General features: G+C 65.1%; 21 protein-coding genes. 3 read left to right on the forward strand and 18 right to left on the reverse strand.

Annotation, left to right across the window (positions count from 1 at the left end; all coding sequences use genetic code 11):
* Positions 1 to 24: 24 nt before the first annotated feature.
* The 4 genes from IE116_RS20905 to IE116_RS20925 are packed head-to-tail and all read right to left on the reverse strand — an operon-like array spanning position 25 to position 4,574.
* Positions 25 to 741, reverse strand: a complete 717-nt coding sequence (locus tag IE116_RS20905; RefSeq protein WP_189615174.1) for an ABC transporter ATP-binding protein — start codon at positions 739 to 741, stop codon at positions 25 to 27.
* Positions 738 to 1,508 carry an ABC transporter ATP-binding protein gene (locus tag IE116_RS20910; RefSeq protein WP_189615175.1) on the reverse strand — a complete coding sequence of 257 codons (771 nt, stop codon included), beginning with the start codon at positions 1,506 to 1,508 and terminating at the stop codon, positions 738 to 740. The genes IE116_RS20905 and IE116_RS20910 overlap by 4 nt, the downstream gene beginning before the upstream one ends.
* Positions 1,505 to 3,388, reverse strand: coding sequence for an ABC transporter permease (locus tag IE116_RS26005; protein WP_229828637.1), 1,884 nt, complete (start codon positions 3,386 to 3,388; stop codon positions 1,505 to 1,507). The genes IE116_RS20910 and IE116_RS26005 overlap by 4 nt, the downstream gene beginning before the upstream one ends.
* A 25-nt stretch (positions 3,389 to 3,413) precedes the next feature.
* Positions 3,414 to 4,574, reverse strand: coding sequence for an ABC transporter substrate-binding protein (locus IE116_RS20925; RefSeq protein ID WP_189615176.1), 1,161 nt, complete (start codon positions 4,572 to 4,574; stop codon positions 3,414 to 3,416).
* A 300-nt stretch (positions 4,575 to 4,874) separates the two neighbouring features.
* Between IE116_RS20925 and IE116_RS20930 the strand changes: the two genes are divergently transcribed.
* Positions 4,875 to 5,588 (forward strand): TetR family transcriptional regulator, encoded by a 714-nt coding sequence (locus tag IE116_RS20930; protein ID WP_189615177.1) that lies wholly within the window; start codon positions 4,875 to 4,877, stop codon positions 5,586 to 5,588.
* A 28-nt stretch (positions 5,589 to 5,616) separates the two neighbouring features.
* Here the strand turns inward: IE116_RS20930 and IE116_RS20935 are convergent, their stop codons facing one another.
* The 3 genes from IE116_RS20935 to tcuA all read right to left on the reverse strand — a co-directional run bounded on the left by IE116_RS20935 (position 5,617) and on the right by tcuA (position 9,789).
* On the reverse strand, positions 5,617 to 7,047 hold the full coding sequence (locus IE116_RS20935) for an MFS transporter (protein ID WP_189615178.1): 1,431 nt from the start codon (positions 7,045 to 7,047) through the stop codon (positions 5,617 to 5,619).
* Positions 7,048 to 7,184: 137 nt separating this feature from the next.
* On the reverse strand, positions 7,185 to 8,330 hold the full coding sequence (tcuB, locus tag IE116_RS20940) for a tricarballylate utilization 4Fe-4S protein TcuB (RefSeq protein WP_189615833.1): 1,146 nt from the start codon (positions 8,328 to 8,330) through the stop codon (positions 7,185 to 7,187).
* A gap of 46 nt (positions 8,331 to 8,376) precedes the next feature.
* Entirely contained in the window at positions 8,377 to 9,789 is a 1,413-nt protein-coding gene (tcuA, locus tag IE116_RS20945) for an FAD-dependent tricarballylate dehydrogenase TcuA (RefSeq protein WP_189615179.1), read from the reverse strand.
* Positions 9,790 to 10,006: 217 nt separating this feature from the next.
* Between tcuA and IE116_RS20950 the strand changes: the two genes are divergently transcribed.
* On the forward strand, positions 10,007 to 11,608 hold the full coding sequence (locus IE116_RS20950; RefSeq protein WP_189615180.1) for a histidine kinase famiy protein: 1,602 nt from the start codon (positions 10,007 to 10,009) through the stop codon (positions 11,606 to 11,608).
* Here IE116_RS20950 and IE116_RS20955 read toward each other — a convergent pair whose 3' ends face one another.
* Positions 11,609 to 11,809, reverse strand: a complete 201-nt coding sequence (locus tag IE116_RS20955; RefSeq protein ID WP_179589248.1) for a hypothetical protein — start codon at positions 11,807 to 11,809, stop codon at positions 11,609 to 11,611.
* A 135-nt stretch (positions 11,810 to 11,944) separates the two neighbouring features.
* On the opposite strand from IE116_RS20955, the gene IE116_RS20960 reads away from it, so the two are divergent.
* On the forward strand, positions 11,945 to 13,183 hold the full coding sequence (locus IE116_RS20960; protein ID WP_229828643.1) for a pyridoxal-phosphate-dependent aminotransferase family protein: 1,239 nt from the start codon (positions 11,945 to 11,947) through the stop codon (positions 13,181 to 13,183).
* On the opposite strand, the gene sodC is transcribed toward IE116_RS20960, so the two are convergent.
* The 10 genes from sodC to IE116_RS21010 form a co-directional block, all read right to left on the reverse strand.
* Entirely contained in the window at positions 13,176 to 13,697 is a 522-nt protein-coding gene (sodC, locus tag IE116_RS20965) for a superoxide dismutase family protein (protein WP_189615182.1), read from the reverse strand. The genes IE116_RS20960 and sodC overlap by 8 nt on opposite strands.
* Positions 13,698 to 13,818: 121 nt before the next feature.
* A complete protein-coding gene (locus IE116_RS20970; protein ID WP_189615183.1) occupies positions 13,819 to 14,091 on the reverse strand; it encodes a hypothetical protein in 273 nt (90 codons plus the stop codon).
* Between the two features lie 151 nt (positions 14,092 to 14,242).
* Positions 14,243 to 16,537 (reverse strand): xanthine dehydrogenase family protein molybdopterin-binding subunit, encoded by a 2,295-nt coding sequence (locus tag IE116_RS20975; protein WP_189615184.1) that lies wholly within the window; start codon positions 16,535 to 16,537, stop codon positions 14,243 to 14,245.
* Positions 16,534 to 17,589, reverse strand: a complete 1,056-nt coding sequence (locus IE116_RS20980) for an FAD binding domain-containing protein (RefSeq protein WP_189615185.1) — start codon at positions 17,587 to 17,589, stop codon at positions 16,534 to 16,536. Before IE116_RS20980 ends, IE116_RS20975 begins: the two co-directional genes overlap by 4 nt.
* A complete protein-coding gene (locus tag IE116_RS20985) occupies positions 17,586 to 18,149 on the reverse strand; it encodes a (2Fe-2S)-binding protein (protein ID WP_189615186.1) in 564 nt (187 codons plus the stop codon). Before IE116_RS20985 ends, IE116_RS20980 begins: the two co-directional genes overlap by 4 nt.
* A gap of 141 nt (positions 18,150 to 18,290) precedes the next feature.
* The gene (locus IE116_RS20990) at positions 18,291 to 19,190 is read right to left on the reverse strand and encodes a phytanoyl-CoA dioxygenase family protein (protein ID WP_229828647.1); all 900 of its coding nucleotides are present in this window, start codon (positions 19,188 to 19,190) and stop codon (positions 18,291 to 18,293) included.
* Positions 19,191 to 19,491: 301 nt separating this feature from the next.
* Positions 19,492 to 20,058, reverse strand: a complete 567-nt coding sequence (locus IE116_RS20995; protein WP_189615188.1) for an SAM-dependent methyltransferase — start codon at positions 20,056 to 20,058, stop codon at positions 19,492 to 19,494.
* A gap of 27 nt (positions 20,059 to 20,085) precedes the next feature.
* On the reverse strand, positions 20,086 to 21,522 hold the full coding sequence (locus IE116_RS21000) for an APC family permease (RefSeq protein ID WP_189615189.1): 1,437 nt from the start codon (positions 21,520 to 21,522) through the stop codon (positions 20,086 to 20,088).
* A 172-nt stretch (positions 21,523 to 21,694) separates the two neighbouring features.
* Complete coding sequence (bcaP, locus tag IE116_RS21005; protein ID WP_189615190.1) at positions 21,695 to 23,101, reverse strand: branched-chain amino acid transporter BcaP; 1,407 nt, start codon at positions 23,099 to 23,101, stop codon at positions 21,695 to 21,697.
* Between the two features lie 112 nt (positions 23,102 to 23,213).
* Positions 23,214 to 24,095: a TauD/TfdA dioxygenase family protein gene (locus IE116_RS21010; RefSeq protein ID WP_189615191.1), complete on the reverse strand. Its 882-nt coding sequence runs from the start codon at positions 24,093 to 24,095 to the stop codon at positions 23,214 to 23,216.
* Positions 24,096 to 24,106 lie beyond the last annotated feature (11 nt).

Consider the following 24,106-nt stretch of genomic DNA (forward strand, 5'->3'; position numbering starts at 1 on the left):
GAATGTTTGGGGGGCGCGGCGCGTTCAGTGCACGCCGACGCCAAGATAGCGATCCACGAGGGAAGGATCCTCGCGCATCGCGCTGGCCTGACCGCTCCACGCGATGTGGCCATGTTCGATGATGAGCACCACGTCTGCGTAGTCGAGCGCGCGATCGATCTGCTGTTCCACCAGGATCGTCGTCATCGACCGGTCCTGCGTCAGCGCGATCAGCGACGTCATCAACTCGTCGCAGACCACCGGCGCCAGACCTTCGAGGGGTTCATCAAGCAGCAGGATCGACGGCTGGCCCAGCAGCGTGCGTGCGGTCGACAGCATCTGCTGCTCTCCCCCCGACAGCTGGATGCCGAGGTTCTTCTTGCGTTCGGCCAGCCGCGGAAACATGGCGTAGGCTTCCTGCACGGCAGATCGCGGGCGGCCCTTCAGGCCCGCCATCAGATTCTCTTCCACCGTCAGCGAAGCGAAGATGTCGCGCGTCTGCGGCACGTATCCCAGCCCCGCCGCGGCGCGCGCCGTCGTCGACAGGCCGCTGATGTCGCGCGTGTCCAGAAGCACCTCGCCGCCAAACCGTCGCGTCAGTCCCATCAGGCTGGCGAGCAGGGTCGTCTTGCCCATGCCATTGCGGCCCAGCAGCGCGACCCGGCTTCCGGCAGGAATGTCCAGCGACAGCTCGTCGATGACGCGGATGGCGCCGTAGCCGGCAGCCAGGCGGCGGATGGACAGGGTAGGGGGTGTCTTCACGCGGCTCCCTTGCCGACGCGGTCGGCGTAGCGTCCCAGATAGGCGGTGCGGACCTGCGCATCGGCCATCACCTCGCGCGGCGTCCCTTCGAAGATCACGGCGCCTTCCGCCAGCACGACCACGTGCGAGGCAAAGCGGAATGCAAAGTCCAGATCATGTTCGATCATCAGCACGGCCATGTCGGCAGGCAGGCTTTGTATCGCCTGCAGCATGCGCGGCACGTCGGCGCGCGATACGCCTGCCGCCGGTTCGTCCAGCAGCAGCACCTTGGCTTTCATGGCCAGCGCCAGTGCGATCTCGAGCAGCCGGTGCTGCCCATAGGCGGCGTTGCGCACCTTCAGGTCGGCCAGTTCGGACAGCGCCAGGCGAGCCAGCACAGTGCGCACTTCGTCTTCCCGCGCCGGATCACTGCGGGTACTGCAGAACATGCGCTGCGACTGACCATCACGTTGCAGCAGGGCCAGCCGCACATGATCCGCGAACGACAGGTCCAGGAACAGCCGGCTGATCTGGAACGAGCGCACCAGGCCGCGGCGGGTGCGGGCAATCGGTTCCAGGCGCGAGATGTCGTCGCCGTCCAGAAGGATGCGTCCGCCATCGGGCCGCAGGCGCCCGGCAAGCAGGTTCACAAACGTCGTCTTGCCCGCGCCATTCGGACCAATCAGCGCAACCCGCCCACCGGCCGGAATGGTCAGGGAAATGTTGCGGCTGACCTGGATCCCGCCAAAGGACTTGTCGAGTCCTTCCACTTGCAGCAGTGGCGTCATGGATGCACCTCGATGGCTTGCGGCGTCACGGGGCGCCGACGACGGCGACGCAGGGTCAAGAGGCCCTGCAGACCCGAGGGCAGGAAGAACATGACGGCGATCAGGATGAGCCCGATGGCGATCAGCCAGTGCGACGGGTCCGCCGCGGCAATCCAGTGTTCCGCCGTCAGATAGACGACCACGCCGCCAAGGGCGCCGAACAGTGTTCCGGCGCCGCCCAGGATCAGCATCACGAAGGCTTCAGCCGAGCGCTCGAAGGTCAGGCTGTCCAGACCGACCACCCCTGTCGTGATGGCCGCCAGCGCGCCACCCAGGCCGGCGACCATGCCCGACACGCCAAACATCCGCACCAGGGTGCCGTTGACCTTGCCGCCCATGGCTTCGACCCGCACCGGGTCGCCCTTGATCCCTCGGCACAACAGGCCGAACGGCGAATGCACGATCAGGGTGAGCGTGCTCAATACGCAGACGAGCACCCCCAGGCCGAGCAGGTAGCCCGTCACGCCTTCGAAGTCGAACGCAAAGATGCCGAACAGCGGGGACGGCGCAATATCGGAGAGCCCGTCGCTGCCGCCGGTCAGCCACGACAGCTTGTTGCCCAGCGCCAGCGTCAATTGCAGGATCGCCACCGTCAACACCAGTTGCGCCAGCCCCTTGGCCCGCACGATCAAGGCGCCCGACACCAGCCCGGCAAGACCGCCCGCAATCATGCCGACGCCCAGCATGGCAAGCGGATCGGTAATGCCGGCCCGCAATGCCGCAATGCCGGCGGCGTACGCGCCAATACCGTAGAGCGCGGCCTGGCCCAGGGTGGCCACGCCGCAGTAGCCAACGATCAGGTCCAGCGACAGCACCAGCAGCGCCATCGACAACATGCGGGACAGGTAGCCGGCATAGTCCGGGACAATCAGGTAGGCCGCGAGCCCCGCGACCGCGATGCCGGCGATACCCACAAAGGCGATACGGCGATCGGGCCCATCGACCGGCGTGGGCGTTGCGGCAGTGGCATGCGCCGCGGCGCGGCGGCCGAGCAGCCCGTCCGGAAAGACCAGCACCACCCCGATCACCGCCACGTAGAACAAGGCGTCGCCATAGCCGGGCGCCAGATACTTGCCGACGGTATCGATCAGACCGAGCAGCAGGGCCGCCGTCAATGCGCCACCAATCGACCCGGCGCCCCCTATCGATACGACCACCAGGATGGTGACCATGTAGCGCAAGGCGTAATACGGATCGATGGGGAGCAGCTCGGCGCCGATCACGCCGCCCATCGCGCCCAGCGCCACGGACAGTGCGAAGGTCAGCGAATAGATGCGCTGGGTGCGAATGCCGAGCGACGCGGCCATGCCCGCGTTGTCCACAGCGGCGCGCAGCTTCGTTCCAAAAGACGTCTTCTCGATCAGCAGCCACAGGCCCAGCGCCACGGCCAGTCCGACCGCGATCACGAACAGACGGTGCGCCGGGATGAAGCGAAATCCCAGGTCCACCGGGCCGGTCAGGAACGCCGGCAGCGGAATCGTGCGCATGGCGGGACCAAAGAAATAGTTGGTCAACCCGATCATGCAGAAGGCGATGCCAATGGTGATCAGCACCTGCACCAGGTAGTCGTTCTTGCCGTACAGCGGCCGGAACAGGGCGACTTCCAGCGGCACGGCCAGGATGACCACGCACGCCATGGCCAGGGGCAGCGCCGCCAGATAGGGCAGGCCCAGTGCCAGCAGCGCATGCGACGCAAAGTAGCCGCCGAGCATCGCGAACCCGCCGTGGGCCAGGTTCACGACCTTCATCAAGCCAAGGGTGATCGACAGGCCGATCGAGATGGTAAAGAGCACCATGCCGTAGGCCAGCGTGTCGATCAGTATGCTGACGAGTGTCGCCATTCGAGCGTCTCCTTACCCGGGCAGATCAAGGTTTCGCAGCGGGCGGATAGACCTTGATTTCCTTGTTGTACAGACGGCCGTCCGGGCCTTTCTGCACGGACCGGATATAGATGTTCTGCACCAGTTCGCGGCTGGTGGGGTCGATCCTGACCGGGCCGCGCGGGCTCTCCCAGGCCAGCCCCTTTGCCGCTTTCATGGCGCCGTCCGCGTCCTTCTTGCCTTTGGTCGCTTCGATCATGGTTCGCAAGACATGGGTGCCGTCGTACGCCATGACGGTGGCCGGATTTACCGTGCCGTTGGGATACAGCTTCCGGTAGGCCGCCTGGAAATCGGTGTTGACCTTCGACTCGTGCGCCGCGGAATAGATGTAGCTGGTCTCGAGGCCGATCGCGGCATCGCCCAGTTGTTGCAGGTCGGATTCCTGCGTTTCCGACAGGCCGAAAAAGCGGATGCCTTCGGCCTTCATGCCGTTTTCCTGATAGGCCTTGACGAAGCCGAAGGTGGCCGGGCCGGCAGGCAGGAAGACGAACAGCGCGTCGGGCTTCAGAAGGCGGATCTTTTGCAGGAAGGGGCCGAAGTCGGTCGTGGACAGCGGCATGCGGATGGACTCGATCACCTGGCCGCTGTTGCCGTAGGCTTCCTTGAAGGCGGCTTCGGCATCGGCGCCGGGGCTGTAATCGGCCACCGCGGTCACGACGCGTTTCAGGCCGTTTTCGGCCATGTACTTGGCCACCGGCACGGTGATCTCGGGCAGCGTATTCGACGTACGCAGAAAGTAGTCCGACTTTGCGACGATGGTCGGGCCGGCGGCATTGAAGATGACCGACGGAATCTTGGCGGACTGGATGACATTGGCAACGGCCAGGGCATCGGGTGTCGACACGAAGCCGGCCAGGTATTGCACCTTGTCGCGGACGATCAGTTCCTGGGCCAGTGCGCGGGCGCGCTGCGGATCCACCGTCGGCAGGTCGCGATAGATGTACTCGATCTTGATGTCGCCGGACAGCGCGCCTTTCTGAGCGGTGTACGTTTCCATGCCTTGCCGGAACGGCGTGCCCCACGAGCCCGAGAGCTGGCCCGAGAACGGACCGATCACACCGACCTTGACGGTCTCGGCCGCGGGGGCGGCGGTGGAAAACACTAGGGCGGCGCTTGCCGCGGCCACCAACCAAACTTGTCGTTTCATGGAGTCTCCTGTCCTGGCATGCGCGTCATCGCTTTCCGATAAAAGGAAAGACGTGCAGCGTCTCTGCAATACGGCGTTTCGTGACGGGCAAGGCTCGCGCCCCGTGTGTTAATCAGGTGATTAACTTTGGCGATTACAGCACGATGGCGCGTGCTCTCGCGAACTGATTTTTTCGATGGCTTGAAAACAAAAAGTGATGAGTGCACAAGGTTGTGAAGCAGGCTTTGCAACCGCATTGGCGATGGCAATGTGTGGGTACACTGCGCGATGCGCCGTGGCACGGCCGACACCAGGATACCCATGCCCGCTATCTCGAAGCCTACCCTGTCAAGACCGACGCGCCCCGTCCGCAAGCCCGCCCTGGCCATGGCCGACGCCACGCCGACGCCTGACGAAAGCGCGCGCGACCGGCTGGTTGCGGCGGCCAAGGAACTGTTCGCCCGCAGGGGCTACAACCATGTGTCGATCCGGGACATCGCCACGCTTGCCGGGGTCAATTCGGCGTTGATCGCCTATTACTTCGGCAACAAGGAAACCTTGTTCCGGCATGTGTATTTCGAGGCGGCACGCCCCATCAACGAAGAGCGCATCGTGCTGTTCGACGCCCTGGAACGCGCGCCGAAACGGCCGACCATCGAAGCGGTGATCGCGGCCTGGCTCAGGCCCATGTTCCACATGAAGTCGCTGGCCCATGGATCACCCATTTCCGAAATGTCCTTGAGCCTGACTGCCGACCACGCCGAATTGTCGGACCAGATGAATACCGAGATCTACAGCGAAGTGAACGAGCGCCTGCTGGTTCTGCTGGAATCGCGTCTGCCCGGCGCGTCGCGGCGATCGCTCGCATGGCGCCTGTACTTCCTGATCGGCGCCGTGGTCACGATTACCCGGCCCCATGCCGAAGGCATGCGCCGGTTTTCGCACGGGGACTGCGCCGGCGAAGACGCCGAAGAAATGATGCGTGAGCTGATCAGTTATGCGGCCGCGGGCTTCCGTTCCGTGCCGCGATCCTAGCGGAGTCGGGCCCTTACTTCCTGGCCCCTTACCTCTTGGCCTTGCGCGCGATCTCATCCCCCGCATCCGCCGGCAGCGGACGCACGTCATACAGCGCGATCAACGACAGCACCGCGATCAGCACGAAAGCCAGCCGGAAGTCCACCGCCGGCACGCTGGCCACGTCCAGGCCATCCTTCGCCCATGACCCGATGCGCAGCGCCAGCGCGCCGACGGCGACGCCCACACCCAGCGACAGCTGGAACGCGGTGCTGAACAGGGTGTTCGCGGCGCGCAGTTTGGCGGGGGGCACGTCGGCAAAGGCCAGGGTGTTCAGTGCGGTGAAGTGCAGCGAACGCGCCAGGCCGCCCACGAACAGCACGCCCAGGATCCAGCCCAGCGGCGTATTGGGCGAGAGCATGGCGTAGCAGAGCAAGAAGACCACGTTGGCCAGGCCATTCCAGCCAAGCACACGCTTGAAGCCGTGGCGGCGAATGATGCCGGTGGTGGCGGGTTTCATGGCCAGGTTGCCGGTAAAGATGGCGACCATCAGCAGGCCGGCATGGAAGGGATTGAGGCCAAAGCCGACCTGGAACATCAGGGGCAGCAGCAGCGCCGTGGCGCCGGTCGCCATGCGAAACAGCGATCCGCCACTCACGGTGGCGGCAAAGGTCTGGATCTTCAGTACGCTGAGGTCGATCATCGGATGGCGGGCGCGGTGCATGTGCCAGACGCAGCCCGCCAGCAGCAGCACGCCGGCCACCAGGAAGCCGACGGCTTGAAACCAGGGCGTGTCCTGGCCGCTGACGAGTTCGACGGCCCACAAGGTGCAGAACAGGCCGCCGCCACCCAGCAGAAAGCCCCGGGTGTCGAAGGGCTGGGGGTTCGGGTTCCTGTCGTTCGGGATCAACCGCAACGCAAAAAAGAAGGCGATGATGCCCAGCGGCAGGTTCAGATAGAAGATCCATCGCCACGACGCATAGGTCGTGATGAAGCCGCCAATGGGCGGGCCCAGAATCGGGGCGACCAGGGCGGGCCAGGTCAGTGTCGCAATGGCGCTGACCAGCTTTTCTTTTGGCGTGGTCTTGAGCACGGCCAGCCGGCCGACCGGCACCATCATGGCGCCACCCATGCCTTGCAGCACACGCAGGAACACGAATTCCCACAGGCCGGTGGCAAAGCCGCACAGCAAGGAGGCCGCGGTAAAGAGGGCGACGGCGGACGCAAAGACGGTGCGTGCGCCGAAGCGTTCGGCCACCCAGCCGCTGGCTGGAATGAATACACCGAGCGCCAGCATGTAGGCGCTGACGCCGATGCTCAGATCGACGGCCTGTACGCCGAAGGACTCGGCCATCTGCGGGACGGCGGTGACGATGATGGTGGCGTCGAGGTTCTCCATGAAAAAGGAGGCCGCGACCAGCAATGCGATCCAGGTGCTCGCCCGGCTGTCGGCGGCCGGCACCTGAGTTGTGTTGGACATCGGGCATGTCTTCGGGAAGGGGGGTGAGAGATGTTACCCCCCCAAGGCGCTTCGCGCCGCCCCCAGGGGCGACGCTGGCGGACCGGCAGAGCCGGATCCGCGGCGTCCCGGATCCGGCTGCGCCATGTCAGGCAGAGTCAATCCGCGCCGACTTGCAGCTTGCTCGGTTGGCGCTTTTCGATAGACCACTTCAGCAGCGCGGCGCTGCGGTAGATGCCGTGGGCGAACTTGCCGTAGGGCAGGGTCAGGAACAGGGCCATCACCACGCCCAGGTGCACGGCCAGCAACAAGCCCATCAGGCGGGTGTCGCGCAGTCCCAGCAACAGCAGGCCCGTCACGCTGATGAGCAGCAGCAGGACGATGAAGCCGCGATCCATGGGCCGCTGCGCCACGTCGCCTTGCGCGGGATCACGCTTCAGGTTCAGCCACAGCAAGCCCACCGGACCGATGATGAGTCCCATGCCGCCTGCGGTTCCCAGCAACACCGGCAGGCTGAAGAACGGGTAGGGCGCGTGCAGGTCCAGGAAGTAGTGGTACAGCGTTGCCACCGACGTGGCCGCAAAGCACAGCATGAAGCCGTAGAAGGTGAAGTGATGGAACCGGCGGCGGCGCAGGGTGAACTTGTCGCTCTCGTCATTGCAGCCCTTGCCATGTCCACCGTCCAGGTATTTGAGCTTGAGCGCGTTGCCGGCCGCTTCGGCAATGGCTTCGCCGCTGGCCTCGCCAGGGCTCACGTTCCGCCAGAACCGCGTCACGCCAATCCCCAACGCAAGGATGGCCAGCATGAACACGCTGCCAAACATCAACGCCAGGGTGTTGTGCGGAAAGATGGCGTAGAAGTTGCCTTGCAGCGGTTCATGCAACAGGCCGCCGTTGATCCCCGCGGCAAGCACCAGGAACAGCGCCAGGCAGGCGGCCGCCGCCATGGCGACCGTCAGGCCGTTGCGCTCGTACAGCTTGCCCAGGGGCGCGGGCCACGCAAAGTCCGAATACGTCTGCACCCGCACCTTGGCCATGGCCTGAGGCACGTTCACGCCGAATTCATGCGGCGGCGCGTACTGACAGGCATGCAGGCAGGCGCCGCAGTTGTGGCACAGATTGGCCAGGTAATGGATGTCGGCCTTGCCGAATTCCAGCCGCCGGCTCATGGCCGGGAACACCGCGCAAAACCCCTCGCAATACCGGCAGGCATTGCAGATTTCCATCATGCGGCCCACTTCGTTCTCGTTGTGGCTCAGCGCCTTGCCGTCCTGGCCCGCCCAACGGACCGGATGTTCCTTCATGGCCACGCCGGGCGTGGCAAGCGCAACCGCTTCCCGCGTCAGGATCTCAAGCTGCTTCACGACGTGCTCCTTCATTCTTGTTCAGGGCGGCCGCGGCGGCGCTGGTCCCGGCTATGCGGCCAAAGGCCGTGCCGATGGTCATGCCGACCCCGGCGGTATAGCCCTTGCCCAGGACGTTGCCGGCCATCATCTCGCCAGCCGCGAACAGGTTGGGACTGGGCTTGCCGCCGAAGTGGACGGTGGCGTCCTCGTCCACTTGCAGGCCCAGATAGGTGAACGTGATCCCGGGGCGCACCGGGTAGGCATAGAACGGCGCCGTGTCGATGGGCCGGGCCCAGTGGGTCTTGGCCGGTGTCACGCCTTCGGTATGGCAGTCGTCCAGCACGGTGTGGTCGAACGTGCCGATGCGGCACGCGGCGTTGTACTGGTGGATGGTGTCAACGAATGCGTCCACGTCCAGCCCGACCGCGCGCGCCAGGTCTTCCAGCGTGTCGGCCCGGGTGCCTGGAAACACGGGCGGCATGAAGCGTCCGACGGCTTTGGCGTCGATGATCGAATAGGCGATCTGGCCCGGCTGCATGGCAGTCAGCCGACCCCAGATCGCATAGCGCTTGGGCCAGAAGTCTTCGCCTTCGTCATAGAAACGCTGCGCGTCGCGGTTCACGACCACGCCCAGCGACACACAGTCGATGCGCGTGCAGATGCCGCCGTCGTACATCGGTGCGCGCGCGTCGATGGCCACGCAATGGGACTGCGACGGATCGCCGATGATGTCGGCGCCGGCATCGATCATGTACCGCAGCAGCACGCCCATGTTGTAGCGGGTGCCGCGGATCAGGAAGTTGTCGGCCGGCCATTCGCCGCGCTCGTTCTGGCCCCAGGCCTCGCGCAGCCACGCCAGATTGGATTCGAAGCCGCCGCAGGCCAGCACACAGGTGCGCGCTTCGATGCGGGTGTCGCCGATACGGGCCGCAACGAAGCGGTCGCCGTCCAGTTCCAGTGCGTCGACCGGGCTGTCGTACCGGATCTGCACGCCCAGCGCCTCGGCGCTGCGGTAGTAGGCGTTGATCAGGGCCTTGCCGCCGCCCATGAAGAAGGCGTTGGTCCGCGCCAGGTGCAGGGTGCCCGACAGCGGCGGCTGGAAATTGACGCCGTGCTTGCGCATCCAATCGCGGCAGGTGGCCGAGTGGCGGATGGCCACGCGCGCCAGGTGTTCATTGGTGATGCCGCCGGTCACCTTCAACAGGTCCTGCCAGAATTCTTCTTCGGGGTAGGCCTCGAGCAGCACGTCTTGCGGCGCGTCGTGCATGCAGCGCAGGTTGCGGGTGTGCTGCGAATTGCCGCCCCGCCATTCACGTGGCGCGGATTCCAGCACCATCACGCTCGCGCCGGCCTCGCGCGCCATCAGCGCGGCGCACAGCGCAGCATTGCCGCCGCCAATTACCAGTACATCGATCATCGGAAGGTCCGAGGGGGTTGTCAGGCACCCACTGTAGGGCGCGCCCCGCCGCGCCGCCATCCCTCCGCGCACAAGCCCTCTTCACGAATCGTGAAGGGCAACGCCTGCCGTCATACAGGCGTTGTATGCGTCCAAAGGACGGTGCCGCCAGCACCTTACGCTTACATTTCAGCAAAAAGCTGCATGCTAAATTTTTGTTCTATCCATCAGGAACAGCATGAGCGATACCCCCAAGCCCTTCCATCTGCCGAACGCGACGCAGACCATCGACCGCCGTTCGCATGAGATCTTTGCGGCGGCGGTATCCACGACACGCATGCCCATGATCGTGACGGACCCCAGGCAGCACGACAACCCGATCGTGTTCGCCAATAACGCCTTCCTGATCATGACCGGCTACACGGAAGACGAGATCCTGGGCACCAACTGCCGGTTCCTGCAGGGTCCGGATACCGATGAATCCACGGTGGATGAAGTGCGCAACGCCGTGCTGGCCAATCAGGAAATCGCGACCGAGATCCTGAATTACCGCAAGGACGGGTCGACCTTCTGGAACGCGCTGTTCATCTCGCCCATCGTCAACGAGGCTGGCGAGGTCATCTATTTCTTTGCTTCGCAGCTGGACGTGAGCCGCCGTCGCGATGCGGAGGACGCGCTACGGCAAGCGCAGAAGATGGAATCTCTTGGACAACTCACGGGCGGCATTGCGCACGACTTCAATAATTTGTTGCAGGTCATGTCCGGGTACGTGGAGTTGTCACGTGTCGGGCTGGAAGCCGGCGCGGGCGTGGCGCGAGTTGGCGCGAACCTGGATCGCGTGAAGGATTCGATCGACAAGGCGTCGCGGCTCACGCAGCAACTGCTGGCCTTTGCCCGCAAGCAAAGCCTGAGCGGCCGGGTGCTGAGCCTGAACGGTCTGGTCGAAGACATCGTCACCCTGAGCGACCGGACCTTGGGCGAGCACGTCCGCATCCGCAACGAGTACGCGCCCGATCTGCCCAACGTGCGGGTCGACTCGACGCAGATGGAAGTGGCGATGCTCAATCTGCTGGTCAACGCGCGCGATGCCCTGGCGGACACGCCGGACGCCACGATCACGGTGCGAACCGAACTGGTCACGGTGAACCATCACCAACTGTTGGGCTTTGCCGAACTCAATGAAGGCCAGTACGTGACGGTGCAGGTGACCGACAACGGCGTCGGCATTCCGCCCGCGGTGGTCGACCGCGTGGTGGACCCGTTCTTTACGACCAAGGAATTGGGCAAAGGCACCGGCCTGGGCCTGTCGATGGTGTATGGCTTCGTCAAGCAGTCGGGCGGCGCCATGAATATCGAGTCCGAAGAAGGCGCCGGTACGACGGTCACCCTGTACTTCCCCGCGCTGGACGCAGAAGAAAACCCGATGCCTACCCCGATCAAGATCATCGAGCCGATCGGCAAGGAGCGCATTCTGGTGGTGGATGACCGGCCCGAAGTCGCGGACGTCGGCAAGGCCTTGCTCGATCAGCTCGGCTACGACGCCATCGTCGCCTACAGCCCCGATGACGCGCTGGCCGTGCTGGCCAGCGACACGCCGATCGACATGCTGCTGACCGATGTGATCATGCCGGGCAAGATGAACGGGGTGATGCTGGCGCGGGAAGCGCGCCAGTTGCGGCCCCGGATCCGTATCCTGCTGACGACGGGGTTTGCCGATACCGAGCTCAATCGCAAGGGCGAACGTGCGTCGGAATTCGACATCCTCTACAAGCCCTACAGCCGCGGCGATCTGTCCAAAAAGGTCAAGATCGTCATGAAAGGGCCGACGGGCGTCGGCTGATCAGATCGCTTCGCCCACGCGCAGCTTGACGCCAAAGCGGTACAGCCGGTGGCCGGACATGCCCGTGCGCTCGCGGGCTTCCAGGAAGGTGTCCCACAGGGCGGGGTCGGCGCCCGCCTTGCTGGCCTTGATGTAGGCATCGACCATATCGCGCGATGCGTGCGCAAAATCGGTCAATGCATCCAGTTCTGACTGTTTCATGGGCGAGCCCTCGGTATCGATGGCACATGCTATCGCCGCGGCCCAAGGGCTGAACATAGGTGACACGGACTACACCGGCCGGACGGGATGAGGCGATAATGCATGCTGCAACGCAACCTAACCCGGAGAACTCCTTTGTTGCCTCACACAATCGGCGAAATCGATCCCCCTCAACGCCTGCTGATGGGACCCGGCCCGGTCAATGCCCATCCGCGTGTGCTGCGCGCCATGGCAGCGGACCTGCTGGGGCAATTCGATCCCGAAATGACGTCGTACATGAACGAGGTGATGGCGTTGTACCGCCCGGTGTTCGGCACCGGCAACCGGTGGACCTTCCTGGTCGACGGCACCGCGCGGGCAGGCATCGAGGCGTCGCTGGTCTCGCTGGTGGCCCCCGGCGACCGCGTGCTGGTGCTGAACTTCGGCCGTTTCGGCCTGTTGCTGACTGAAATCCTGGCGCGTATCGGCGCCGAGGTCGAGACGGTCGATGCCCCATGGGGCGAAGTCGTGCCCATGGACGCGGTCGCGGCGGCGATCGCCCGCTTTCAGCCCAAGGTGGTGGCCACCGTGCATGGCGACACCTCGACTACGATGGCGCAGCCGCTCGACGGCCTGGGTGACCTCTGCCGCGCCGCGGGCGCGCTGTCGTATGTGGACGCCACCGCCACCATAGGCGGGATGGAAATCGCCGCCGACCGGTGGGGCGTGGACGTGGTCACAGGGGGGCTGCAGAAATGCCTGGGCGGGCCGTCGGGCTCGTCGCCGATCACCATTTCCGACCGGGCGGCCGAAGCAATCTTTGCGCGCCGCCACGTCGAAGAAGGCATCCGCCGCGATGACATCACCGATGGCACGGGCATCCGCATCGGGTCGAATTACTTCGATCTGGCCATGATCATGGACTACTGGTCGGAAAAGCGCCTGAACCACCACACCGAAGCCACGACCATGCTGTACGGCGCGCGCGAGTGCGCCCGGGTCGTGCTGGGCGAAGGGCTGGCGCCGCGCTATGCGCGTCATGCCGCCGCAAGCCAGGCCATGATGGCCGGCATCCGGGCCATGGGACTGACGGTGTTTGGCGATGAACGCTACAAGATGACCAACGTGACGGGCATTTATATTCCGGAGGGCGTCGATGGTGAAGCCGTTCGCCGCCGCATGCGCGAAGATTTCGAGATCGAGATCGGGTCGGCCTTCGGCCCGCTGCAGGGCAAGATCTGGCGGATTGGCGCCATGGGCTACAACGCCATGAAGCACAAGATCCTGATCACCCTTGGCGCGCTGGAATCCGTGCTGCGCGCCGAGGGGTATGCCTGCCCGCCGGGCGCCGCGGTCGACGCGGCGCTGGCGGCTTGGAACGCGTCGCTTACTTGATGACGCCGCAGGCCTGACGTGCGCCCCCGCCGCCCAGCGGCGCGGGGTGGTCGCTGTGGTTGTCGCCCCCGGCATGCACCATCAGGGCCTTGCCGCTGACCGCCGCCAGCTTCAGGCGCGGGGCCAGCACCGGTTGCATGGCGTTGCCCTTGTCGTCCACGATCAAGGGCGGCAGATCGCCCAGGTGCGCGCTGTCATCCCACGGATAGCCGTGTTTCTTGGTGTTCTGGGGATCCAGGTGGCCGCCGGCAGCACCTGCCGGGACCATCTTGCCGCCATCTTCCTTGGCGTCGCAACTGCCATTTGCATGCACGTGGAAACCGTGGACGCCCGCAGGCAGGCCCGTCAGCTTGGGCGTGAACACCAGGCCGTACTTGCTGTCCGACAGCGTCACCTCGCCAATGGCCTGGCCCTGGCCCTTTTCCGTTGCCATGTACATCGGAACGGTGGTATCGGCATGGGCGGCAGCAGAGGCAAGCAAGCCGGCAAGCAGGGCGGGAATAAGAATGCGCATGGTAGTGCTCCAGGACCTAATCGAAGAGCAGACAATCTAGCCGCTGGCGGGCCGTTGTGCCAGCGCGGATGTCACGCGATGTGACCGGGAAGGGGGACTGCGCAGGATGACCCGGCGCGGGTCAGGGGCGGGGAAGTCGTTCGCCCAGCGCGGCAAGGAACGCAGCAGCCTGTTCCGCCATCGGTTGGCGCATGGCGATCATGGAAGGCTGGTCGTCTTGCGCGCTCAGCACGCGTTCCATGCGCAAGCGGAACAGTTCCGCGGACTCACGTTGCGCGCGCAGCGACAAGGTGCCCAGCAGCGTCTCAAGCGCTTCGGCCATGACGATCTGGCGCGCTTCGAGTTCCCGCATGGCCGTGGCCATCTCGATTATGAGTTCCTTGTGCTGCATCATGGCGTCTCTCTGAATAGAGCTGTCATCGAGCTTGGGATTTTAGGACACCGTCTCCAGAAAAGCTTGCTGCTGAGCGCCTCCACAACCGGTTTCTTTGCAGGCAGATGACCGCACGGTGCGATCATCTGCCCGGTCTTCCCATTTGCGCTCTTCAGTAGCCCGGACGATCCGTCATGACCTTGTCCGGCGTCATGGGCGTGCTGCGTACCCGCTTGCCGGTGGCATGGAAGATGGCGTTGCAGATGGCCGCCGAGACGCCCACCAGCCCGATCTCGCCCACCCCTTTCGCACCAAGGCGGCTGACGATGCGATCGTCCTCGTCGACGAAGATCACGTCGATGTCATGGATGTCGGCATTGACGGCCACATGGTATTCGGACAGGTTGTGATTCATGAAGCGGCCCAGGCGATGGTCCGAATGCGTCTCTTCATGCAGGGCTTCGCTGATGCCCCACACCACGCCGCCGGTGATCTGGCTGTGCGCGGTCTTCAGGCTCATGATGCGGCCAGCGGCAATGGCGCTGACCACGCGGGTCACGCGCACCGTACCGAACTCCTCATCCACCTTCACTTCGGCAAACACCGCCGAATGGGTCGAGCGTGTGTACTTCTTCTGCTTCAGGATATTGGGCAGCAGCAGGTACTTTTCTTCGACACGCGTCTCGCCCGCGGCCGCCAGCAGCTCGGGCAGCGTGACCGCCACCGTGGGATCGAGCTTCAGCCGCATGTGGCCTTCCACGAACTCGACGTCATTGAAGCTCGAATGTTCAAAGGGCTGGCCTGCCAGCGACTTGGCCATCTTGTACAGGCGCTTCTGCAGCTTTTCGCAGGCGCCTTCCACCGCCGACCCGACGGTTGTCACGTGCGACGATCCGCCTTCGATCGGCGCCACCGGCAGGGTCGAATCGCCCAGCTGGAAGGTCACCTTCTCCAGTGGCATTCCCATGGCGGCGGCCGCGATCATGGACATGACGGTGTAGGTGCCGGTGCCGATATCGGTCGCGGCGCTGCTGACGACCAGGCGGCCGTCGGCATGCAGCACGGCGCTGGCCCGCGCGAACATCTGCATCGCATCCCATTGGCCCGTTGCCATGCCCCAGCCCACCAGCTCGGTCCCTTCGCGCATCGAGCGGGGTGCCAACGGCCGGCGTGACCAGCCAAACCGTTCGGCGGCCTGCTCGTAACACGCTCGCAGTTCCTTGGTGGAAAAGGGCAGGTCGTTCATCTGGTCGCGCTCGGTATAGTTCTTCAGGCGCAATGCCAACGGGTCCATGTGCAGTTCGTGCGCCAGCTCATCCATGGCGACTTCAAGTGCATGCACGCCGTGCGCCGCGCCGGGCGCCCGCATGTCGATCGGGGTGTACTGGTCCAGGTCCACCAGCTGATAGCCCAGGCGCACGTTGTCGCAGGCGTAGAGCTGGCCCGACCAGTTCACCACCACCTCCACATAGTCCTCGATGCGGGACGTCTCGGCGATGGCTTCGTGCATGATCGACCGCAGCGTTCCGTCGCGTTCAGCCGCCAGCTTCACGTGCTGCAGGGTCTCGGGCCGGTGGCCGAACGTGAACATCTGCTGGCGCGTCAGCACCACGCGAACCGATCGTTCCAGCTTGAGCGACGCCATGACGGCCAGCGTCAGCTGGTATTGCGGACGCAGGCCCGAGCCGAACGCGCCGCCGACATAGGGGTTGCGCACGGTGACCTTGTCTTTCGACAGGCCGAAGACATGCGACACGTACCAGCGGCTGTTCTGCGAACTTTGCGTCTTGTCGTAGATGGTCAGGTGGCCGTCCGCGTCGCGGATCACCGTGGACGCGAACAGCTCCAGGGGATTGTGGTGTTCGACGCCGTTGTAGTAGGTGGCCGCGATCTTGACCGGGGCCGCGTCGAACGCGGCCTGGGCGTCGCCGCGTTCATCGGGCGGTGGCGAGTAGCCTGCCTTCAGGCGGCTCGGCTTGTACCCGCGATCCAGGTTGTCCATCAGGTTGGTCTCGTGCGGTTCGATCGCGTACTCGACGTTCACGAGCGATGCAGCATGGCGCGCGGCTTCGAACGTCTCGGCCACCACCAGGGCGATCGGCTGGCCGCTGTACAACACCTTCTCGTCATACAGCGGACGGAAGGGCGAGCCGCCGGGCGCCGTCATGTCCTTGTACGACAGGTCGAAGGACCGCATCTTGGGGCGGTTCTGATAGGTGATGACGTCGATCACCCCGGGCACGGCAAGCGCTTCTTCCAGGTGAAAGACCGTGACGCGGCCCTTGGGAATGCTGCTGTTGACCACGACGCCATGCGCCAGGTCGGCAGGGAAATGTTCGGCCGCGTACTGGGCGGTGCCGGTGACCTTGGCACGGCCGTCCACGCGCGATACCGACATGCCCTTGGTCACATACCCGGTGCCTTCGGGCGCGACCGGCGCCTTCAGCGATTCGATCAGCTCAGTCATACGGATTCCTCAGAAATGAACGGTTCACCGGTATTGGTCACGGTGCCTTCGGCGGCCTGGGTCAGCGCGCGGACAATGGCGCGATGGGCCAGCGGGATTTTGTAGTCGTTGGCGCCTTGACCCTTGGCATTGCTCAGCAAGGCCTCGGCGGCCTGCGTGAACAAGGCGGCGTCCGGCCTGACGCCGACCAGTCCCGCTTCGATCTGCAGGTCGCGCCAGGGCTTGTGGGCGACGCTGCCGACGGCCAGGCGCGCTTCGCGAATCGTGCCGTCTTCGGCCAGGTCCAGCGCGGCGGCAACCGATACCAATGCAAACGCGTAAGACGCCCGTTCACGGATTTTCAGGTAGACCGAATTGCCGGCAAAGGCGCGGGCATCGGGCAGTTCCAGATGCGTGATCAGTTCATCGAAGGCCAGTGTCGTATCCTGATCGGGGCGATCCCCGGGCAGGCGATGGAAGTCGCCAAACGGGATCTGGCGGCTGCCTGATGGCGACTGCACGTGCACGATGGCGCCAAGCGCGGCCAGCGCCACACACATGTCCGACGGGTGCGTGGCAATGCAATGTTCGCTCGCGCCCAGGATGGCGTGCTGGCGGCTCAGCCCGCCAATGGCCGAACAGCCGGTGCCCGGGTCCCGCTTGTTGCACGGTACCTTGGAATCGTAGAAGTAGTAGCAGCGCGTGCGTTGCAGCAGGTTGCCGCCGTTGGTGGCCATGTTGCGCAACTGGGGCGATGCGCCGGCCAGGATGGCGGCGGTCAGCAGCGGATAACGCGTTCGCACCAGCGGGTGATAGGCCGTGTCGGCATTGCGGGCAAGGGCGCCGAGCATCAGCCCGCCGCGTTCGCTTTCTTCGATCTGGTTGTACGGCAGGCCATTGATGTCGACCAGACGCACCGGCCGCATCACGTTTTCCTTCATCAGGTCCAGCAGATTGGTGCCGCCCGCGATGAACTTGGCGACGCCCACGGCCATGCTGTTGCCTTCATGTCCGCCCAGCGCATCGAGCGCTTCGGCGGCATCGGCCGGTGCCACATAGGTGATCGGATTCATGCTGGCACCGTCCCGACGACGACGCTGCGATCCGTGGTCTCGGTCACGACCGGAATGCCCATGACCTGCGTCACGGCATGCATGATCTGCGGATAGGCGCCGCAGCGGCAGACGTTGCCGCTCATCAGCTCGCGGACTTCATCGGCGGTCTTGGCTTCGCCTTCGTTGATCAGGCCGACGGCCGAACAGAGTTGACCGGGGGTGCAATAGCCGCACTGGAACGCGTCATGATCGATGAAGGCCTGTTGCAGCGGATGGAGCGTATCGCCGTCCGCCAGCCCTTCGATAGTCGTGATTTCGCGGCCGTTCTGCATCACGGCCAGGGTCATGCACGAGTTGATGCGCTTGCCGTCGACCAGCACCGTACAGGCGCCGCATTGGCCCTGGTCGCAGCCCTTCTTGCTGCCGGTCAGGTGCAGGCGTTCGCGCAGCAGGTCCAGCAGGCTGACCCATGCTTCGATCTCTAGTCGGGTTTCCTGGCCGTTGATACGCAGGGTGATGGGGTAGCGCGGGGCGGCGGCGGGCGCCAGGCCGGGCCGGGGTGTGACAAGTGCGTCCATGGAAATCCTTGGTGAGCGAGCCGTAGGCATTGCCCACGGAACAGCAAGGTGCGTGCCCATGGTCGCGCACAAGCACAAACAGCCGGCAAAGGCCGGCTGTTCATGAGGGGTCACCAGCCCGGCGCGAAGGCCGGCACACCGTCAGGGGCGGGGACGGTTTGCGCGCTGACGCATCTTGCTCGACAGGCGGATGGCCGCCCATGCGAGCCAGCGGCCGTTGGTCACGCGCACCTGGGGCAGGCGGCGCAGGACTTCAACAGCGATGCCACCCTTGCGATACCACAGGCGCTTACGCTCCTGGCTGTCGGTGCGGCGGCCAACCAGCCATTCCGCCTTGCGCAGACCGGGTTTGTAGACCGGTGGTACGTTGAAGATCAGGATGTAGGCCAGGCGGGGCGCGGTCGAGGTGTTCGGCGCCGTGTAGTGCAGCGTGCGCACGTCATGGATCGTGCAGTCACCGGCTTCCAGCGGCACCGGCACGGCTTCGGACTTGGGGAAGTCGCCGCAGCATTCCAGCGGGTGCAACGTACGGTCGCCGCCCGGCGACTGGTGTTCCAGCACGTCGCCCAGGTGCGATCCTTCCAGAAACTGCATGCAGCCATTGGCCTCGGTCACCGGCTGCAGGGCGAGCCAGACGCTCAGTTCCTTGTATTCGAAGTCGGGCGAACGGAAGGCCTCGTCCTGGTGCCAGGGCGTTTCCGGGCCGTACAGCGCAGGCTTGAGCAGGGCATGCTCGCCGTACAGGGCGGCGTCTTCACCCAGCAATTCCTTCGCCAGCGCCAGGGCGCGGCGATGGAACGTGGTCTTGCGCAGCTCGGGCACGTAATGGCTCGGATCATGCATGCTCGGGAAGCTTTGCATCTTGCCTGGTTCGTCGCGCCCCGAGAAATCGTATTGCGCGCCTTCTTCGTAACCCGCCTTGCGGGCGAACAGACCAAGCAGGGTGTCGCGGATTTGCTGGACTTCGGACGTCGGGCAGATGCCCTCGCGGCGCATATAGCCTTTGTTTCGGTAATCGTTCAGTTCTTGTTCGGAAAGCAAGGCCGCAGTGCCCACGTTGGTCTCCCCAGGTTGGAGGGGAAGCGCGCCCCTCATCGCAATTGACATGGGCTCTACCGTAAACGCTCTGTAACGATTAGTGCATCGTGAGAACGTCCTACTGACGCGCTGTAGAGCGCGCGTCGTAATGTCGTGGGACTACACCCTTCGCGGCCCGATCAAAAGGCTGGGAAGGACGGGACAAAAGCGGGGAAACGCCGTCGATTCGACGCCTGGCCCGGTTTTGCGGCGGCGGCGCACAAGGCGCCGCCGGACCGGAGGATGAGGCCGGAGGAGCCTCTCCTTATTTCGGTTGGGGCACCGTCCAGAAGTAGACCTTCCGTCCATTGACGTCAACCGTCTGTTCCGGCTCCCACTCAGGCATCTGGAAGGCATGCGACACGATGCGCGTGCCCGGTTTGAGCTTGAGCAGCGTGGGCTTGAGCCGGGCGTTCAGGCCTGGCAGCAGATACAGCGTGATCACGGTCGCGGGCCGCAGGTCCTGCTGGAACAGGTCGCCTTGCACGAAGCGCACCTTGTCGGTGACGCCGGACGCCTGGGCATTGGCGTTGGCCTCGGCGATCCGTTGTGGGTCGATGTCGAAGCCGATGCCCCGGGTACCGAAGCGCTTGGCCGCGGTGACGGGAATGCGGCCATCGCCCGACCCGAGATCATAAAGCACGTCGTCCGGACCGACGTTCGCCACCTTGAGCATGGCATCGACCACTTCCGGCGGCGTCGGCACGTAGATGACATCCGGCTTGCGGGCAGCCTGGGGTGGACTGGCGGCTTGCGCGTGCGCAGCGGGCGCCGCGGTCAGCAGCGCAAGGGCAACGAGGGCGGCGGGCCAACGCAAGCGGGCAGTCAACATGGCGATCTCCTTGGCAAAAGGTTTGGTTCAGGTTCCGTGGTCGGCGTCGGCCGTCGCGCTGGGCGGACCGCGGAACAGCAGCAGCACCGCGCCCGAGGCCAGCACGGCCAGGCCGACCAGTGCGCCAATGCCGGTGTGCACCAGGCTGGCATACAGCAGGTAGCCACTGCTGGCGCAGAACACCAGCGGCGTCAGCGGATAGAGCGGCACCTTGAAGCGGCGCGGCAGGTCGGGCATGCGCCGGCGCAGCACGAACAGCGCAATGCCGGTCAGCACGAAAAACAGCCAGAACACGGGCGCCGTGTACTCCACCATGGTAGCGAAGCCGCTGCGCGTGACGGCGCCCAGCAGCACCAGGCCGAGCGCAATCGCGCCCTGGGCCAGCAGGGCATTCACGGGTGCGCCTTGGCGTGTGCTCCAGACGCCCAGCGCACGGAACATGGGGGTGTCGCGGCCAAAGGCGTAGTTGGTGCGGGCGCCGGTCAGGATGGTGGCATTGGCCGAGGTCAGCGCCGAAATGGCGATCAGCGTGCTGATCCAGTTCGCGCCTTGCGGGCCGACCAATGCGCGCATGGTGTCGGCGGCCACGGCGGACGACCCGGCCATGCCGCTCATGCCCAGGCCGTTCAGGTAGGCCAGGTTGACGAGCAGGTACAGGGCCGTGACGATGCACAGGCTCCAGAACAGCGCGAGCGGCAGGGTGCGGCGCGGCCCGATGACTTCCGCCGACACGTAGGCGGCTTCATTCCAGCCGCCGTAGGTCAGCATCACGAAGATCAGGACCAGGCCCCACTGGGTGACGGCAGGCGCGGTGTTGGCTGTGGTGGCGGCTGTTGTGGCGGCGGCCGCCGCGGCCGGGGCTTCCGCCGGCGACAGCAGCAGGCCGGCCGCGATGATGAGCACGACCCCGCCCACTTCAAGCAGGGTCAGCAGGTTCTGGGTCCACTTGCCCGACTTCAATCCGACGATGTTGATGGCCGTCAGCACCACGACCATGACCGCCGCGTAGATGGCTGATGAATACGGCCCGACGCTCACCACCTGCGACGCGTAATCGCCAAAGACATAGCCCAGCAAGGCGATCGATCCGGTCGGGATCACCGTCAGCCGGGCCCAGGCGAACAGGAAGGACACCTTGTCGCCGAACGCCAGCCGCAGGTAGTGATAGTCGCCGCCGGCGTGGGGATGGACGGTGGCGAGCTCCGCATAGCACATGGCCCCCACCAGGGACAGCAGGCCACCGAAGACCCAGGCCATCAGCATGTGGCCCGGCGTCGCGGCATTGCCGGCGACCAGGGCGGGTGCGCTGAAGATGCCCGCCCCGATGACCAGGCCGACCACCAGTGCGATCGTGTCGAGTGTCGACAGTTGCGGCCGAGGCTGGCTGCCGGACGATGCACCAGAAGGCAGCGCAGCCGAGGAAGGCAAGGACGACCCGGAGGTCTCGGAGGTCGCAGGACGCATGGGCGGCGCTCGCAGTGGATAAGGTGGGCCAGCAGAGAAGACGGCACTACCGGGCCGCTGTTATGCACCCGCGACTATGCCTTTCGAGGCGCAGGCTCGTCATTCCTGTACATGAAAGCTTACAAATATCTGAACGAAGGTCGTCAGCCTACTGATGTTGATTCAGCAACGATCATTCAGGGCGCACCGGATTGTGCAGCACGGAGTGCCATCGCGAATACATCGCGTAAACCACGAGTCCGACCACCACCCAGATGCCGAAGGCGATCCACGTGACCCGGCCCAGGTGCGCCATCAGGAAGACGCAGCTGGCCACGCCCAAGGCCGGAACGACCGGAACCCAGGGGCAGCGAAAGCCGCGCGGCAGGTCGGGCCGGGTCCGGCGCAACACCACCACGGCAATCGAAATGAGCGAGAACGCGGCCAGCGTGCCGATGTTGATCAACTCGGCCAGGACACCCAGGGGCACCCAGCCTGCGATCAGGGCGGACGCCATGCCCACCGTCCAGGTCAGGCGCGTCGGCGTGGCGTAGCGCGGGTGCAGGCGCGCCAGGGACGCGGGCAGCAGCCCGTCGCGCGCCATGGCGTACAGGATGCGGGTCAGGCCATAGCCCATCACCAGGATCACGGTCGTCATGCCGATGATGGCGCCCAGGTCGACGAAGCCCGCCAGCCACCCTTGTCCCGCCACCTGCAAGGCAAGCGATACCGGGTGATCCAGGTTCTGCGCGAATTGGGTGTACGGGACGATGCCGGTCATGATCGCGGCGACCGACACATACAGCACCGTGCAGACCAACAACGAACCCAGAATGCCGCGGGGCAGGGCGCGCTGCGGATTGCGGACTTCTTCGGCCGACGAGGCCACGGCGTCGAACCCCACAAAGGCGTAGAACATGAGCGCCGCGCCCGTATAGACGCCCTGCATGCCAAAGGGCATGTAGGGCTGCCAGTTGGCGGGCTTGACGTGGAAGACGCCGACGCCGATGAACAGCAGCACGACGGCGAGCTTGATCGCGACCATGACGTTGTTCACACGCTTGGACGCCTTGATGCCGAGCGACAGCAGGCCAGTAATTGCGGTCATGACCAGAAAGGCGGGCAGGTTGAAGACCGTGTCCCGGCCGGGAATCGCATTGGGGGCGGCCGTCAAGATCGAGGGCAAGTGCCAGCCGAAGCCTGCGATCAGCGATTGGAAGTAGCCCGACCAGCCCGCGGATACGGCCGCGGTCGCCAATCCGAATTCCAGGATCAGGACCCAGCCCACCATCCATGCGACGAGTTCGCCCAGCGTGGCGTAGGTATAGGTGTAGACCGACCCGGCCACCGGCACCGTGGACGCGAACTCGGCATAGGCCAGTGCGCAGAAGAAGCAGGCGACCGCCGCCAGAACGAAGGACAGGGACAGGGCGGGCCCCGCCGTGAGCGCGCCGGTGCCCGTCAATACGAAGATGCCTGAACCGACCACGGCCCCGACCCCGAGCAGGATCAGGTCCAGCGTGGTCAGGGATTTGACGAGCCCCGCGTCGGCGCGCTGCGCCAGCATGAGGTCGATGCTCTTGGTTCGGAACAGGCTCATGGACGACTCCGCGACGAGGACGGACCATGATATGTCGCGGGTTTGCCGCGAGGCTACGCCGGGCTTGCAACAAAAGCGCGTGAGCCCGGAAGGTCAAGGTCCAAGGTCACGCTCAGGCCGTCGCGGCTTCCGGCGACGTCACGGTCTCTTCGGTCGTGGCGCGCCGCAGTTCGCGGCGGGTCGCCATGTCGAAGGCGCGGCCACGATGCAGCGTGGCGGTGTTGTCCCACATCACCAGGTCGCCCACCTGCCATTCGTGCGCATACACGAACTGACGCTGGGTGGCGTGTTCCAGCAAGTCGAGCAGCAGCATGCGGCCTTCGGCCACGGTCATGCCTTCGATCTCGCACGCATGAATGCCGACGAACAGGATCTTGCGGCCGGAGCGGGGGTCCGTCTGCACCAGCGGCCACGCCACGGGCGGGATCGCGTTGCGCTGTTCTTCCGTGTACTGCGTATCGCCAAGCAGAAAGCGCGAATGCAGGGCGTAGTGGATGGCCTTCAGGTCCTGCAACGCGGTCTTTTGCGCGGCGGGCAGGGCGTCGTAGGCGGCGCGCAGGTCGGCGAATTCGGTGTTCCCACCCGATCCCGGGAGCGATACGGCGGACAGCATCGAGTACTTGGCGCGGGGTCGCTGGAAGGAACTGTCGCTGTGCCAGAGCTGGTTGGCGATATTGCTGACGATCTTGGCGTGGTTGCGATCGGCCAGGGCGCCGTCGGGCGTTACGTTGGAAATGTCCGCCAGCTCGGCATAGTCGAACCGATGGGCGCCGCCCTTGACCTTGCGCAGGCCCAGGTCCAGGGGGCCGAACGACGTGGCAAAGGCCATCTGCTGCGCCTGGGTGATCGGCTGGCCGCGGAACACCAGCACGCCATATTGGTCCATGGCGGCTTCGATCGCCCGCACCTGGGCGTCGTCCAGCGCTTGGGTGATGTCCAGGCCGGTGGCTTCGGCGGCAAAGCCTTGGGTCAGGGGAGTGAGTTGCAGGCTCATGTCAGGCTCCA

Source organism: Pigmentiphaga litoralis (assembly GCF_014651835.1).
Taxonomy (GTDB): Bacteria; Pseudomonadota; Gammaproteobacteria; order Burkholderiales; family Burkholderiaceae_B; genus Pigmentiphaga; species Pigmentiphaga litoralis.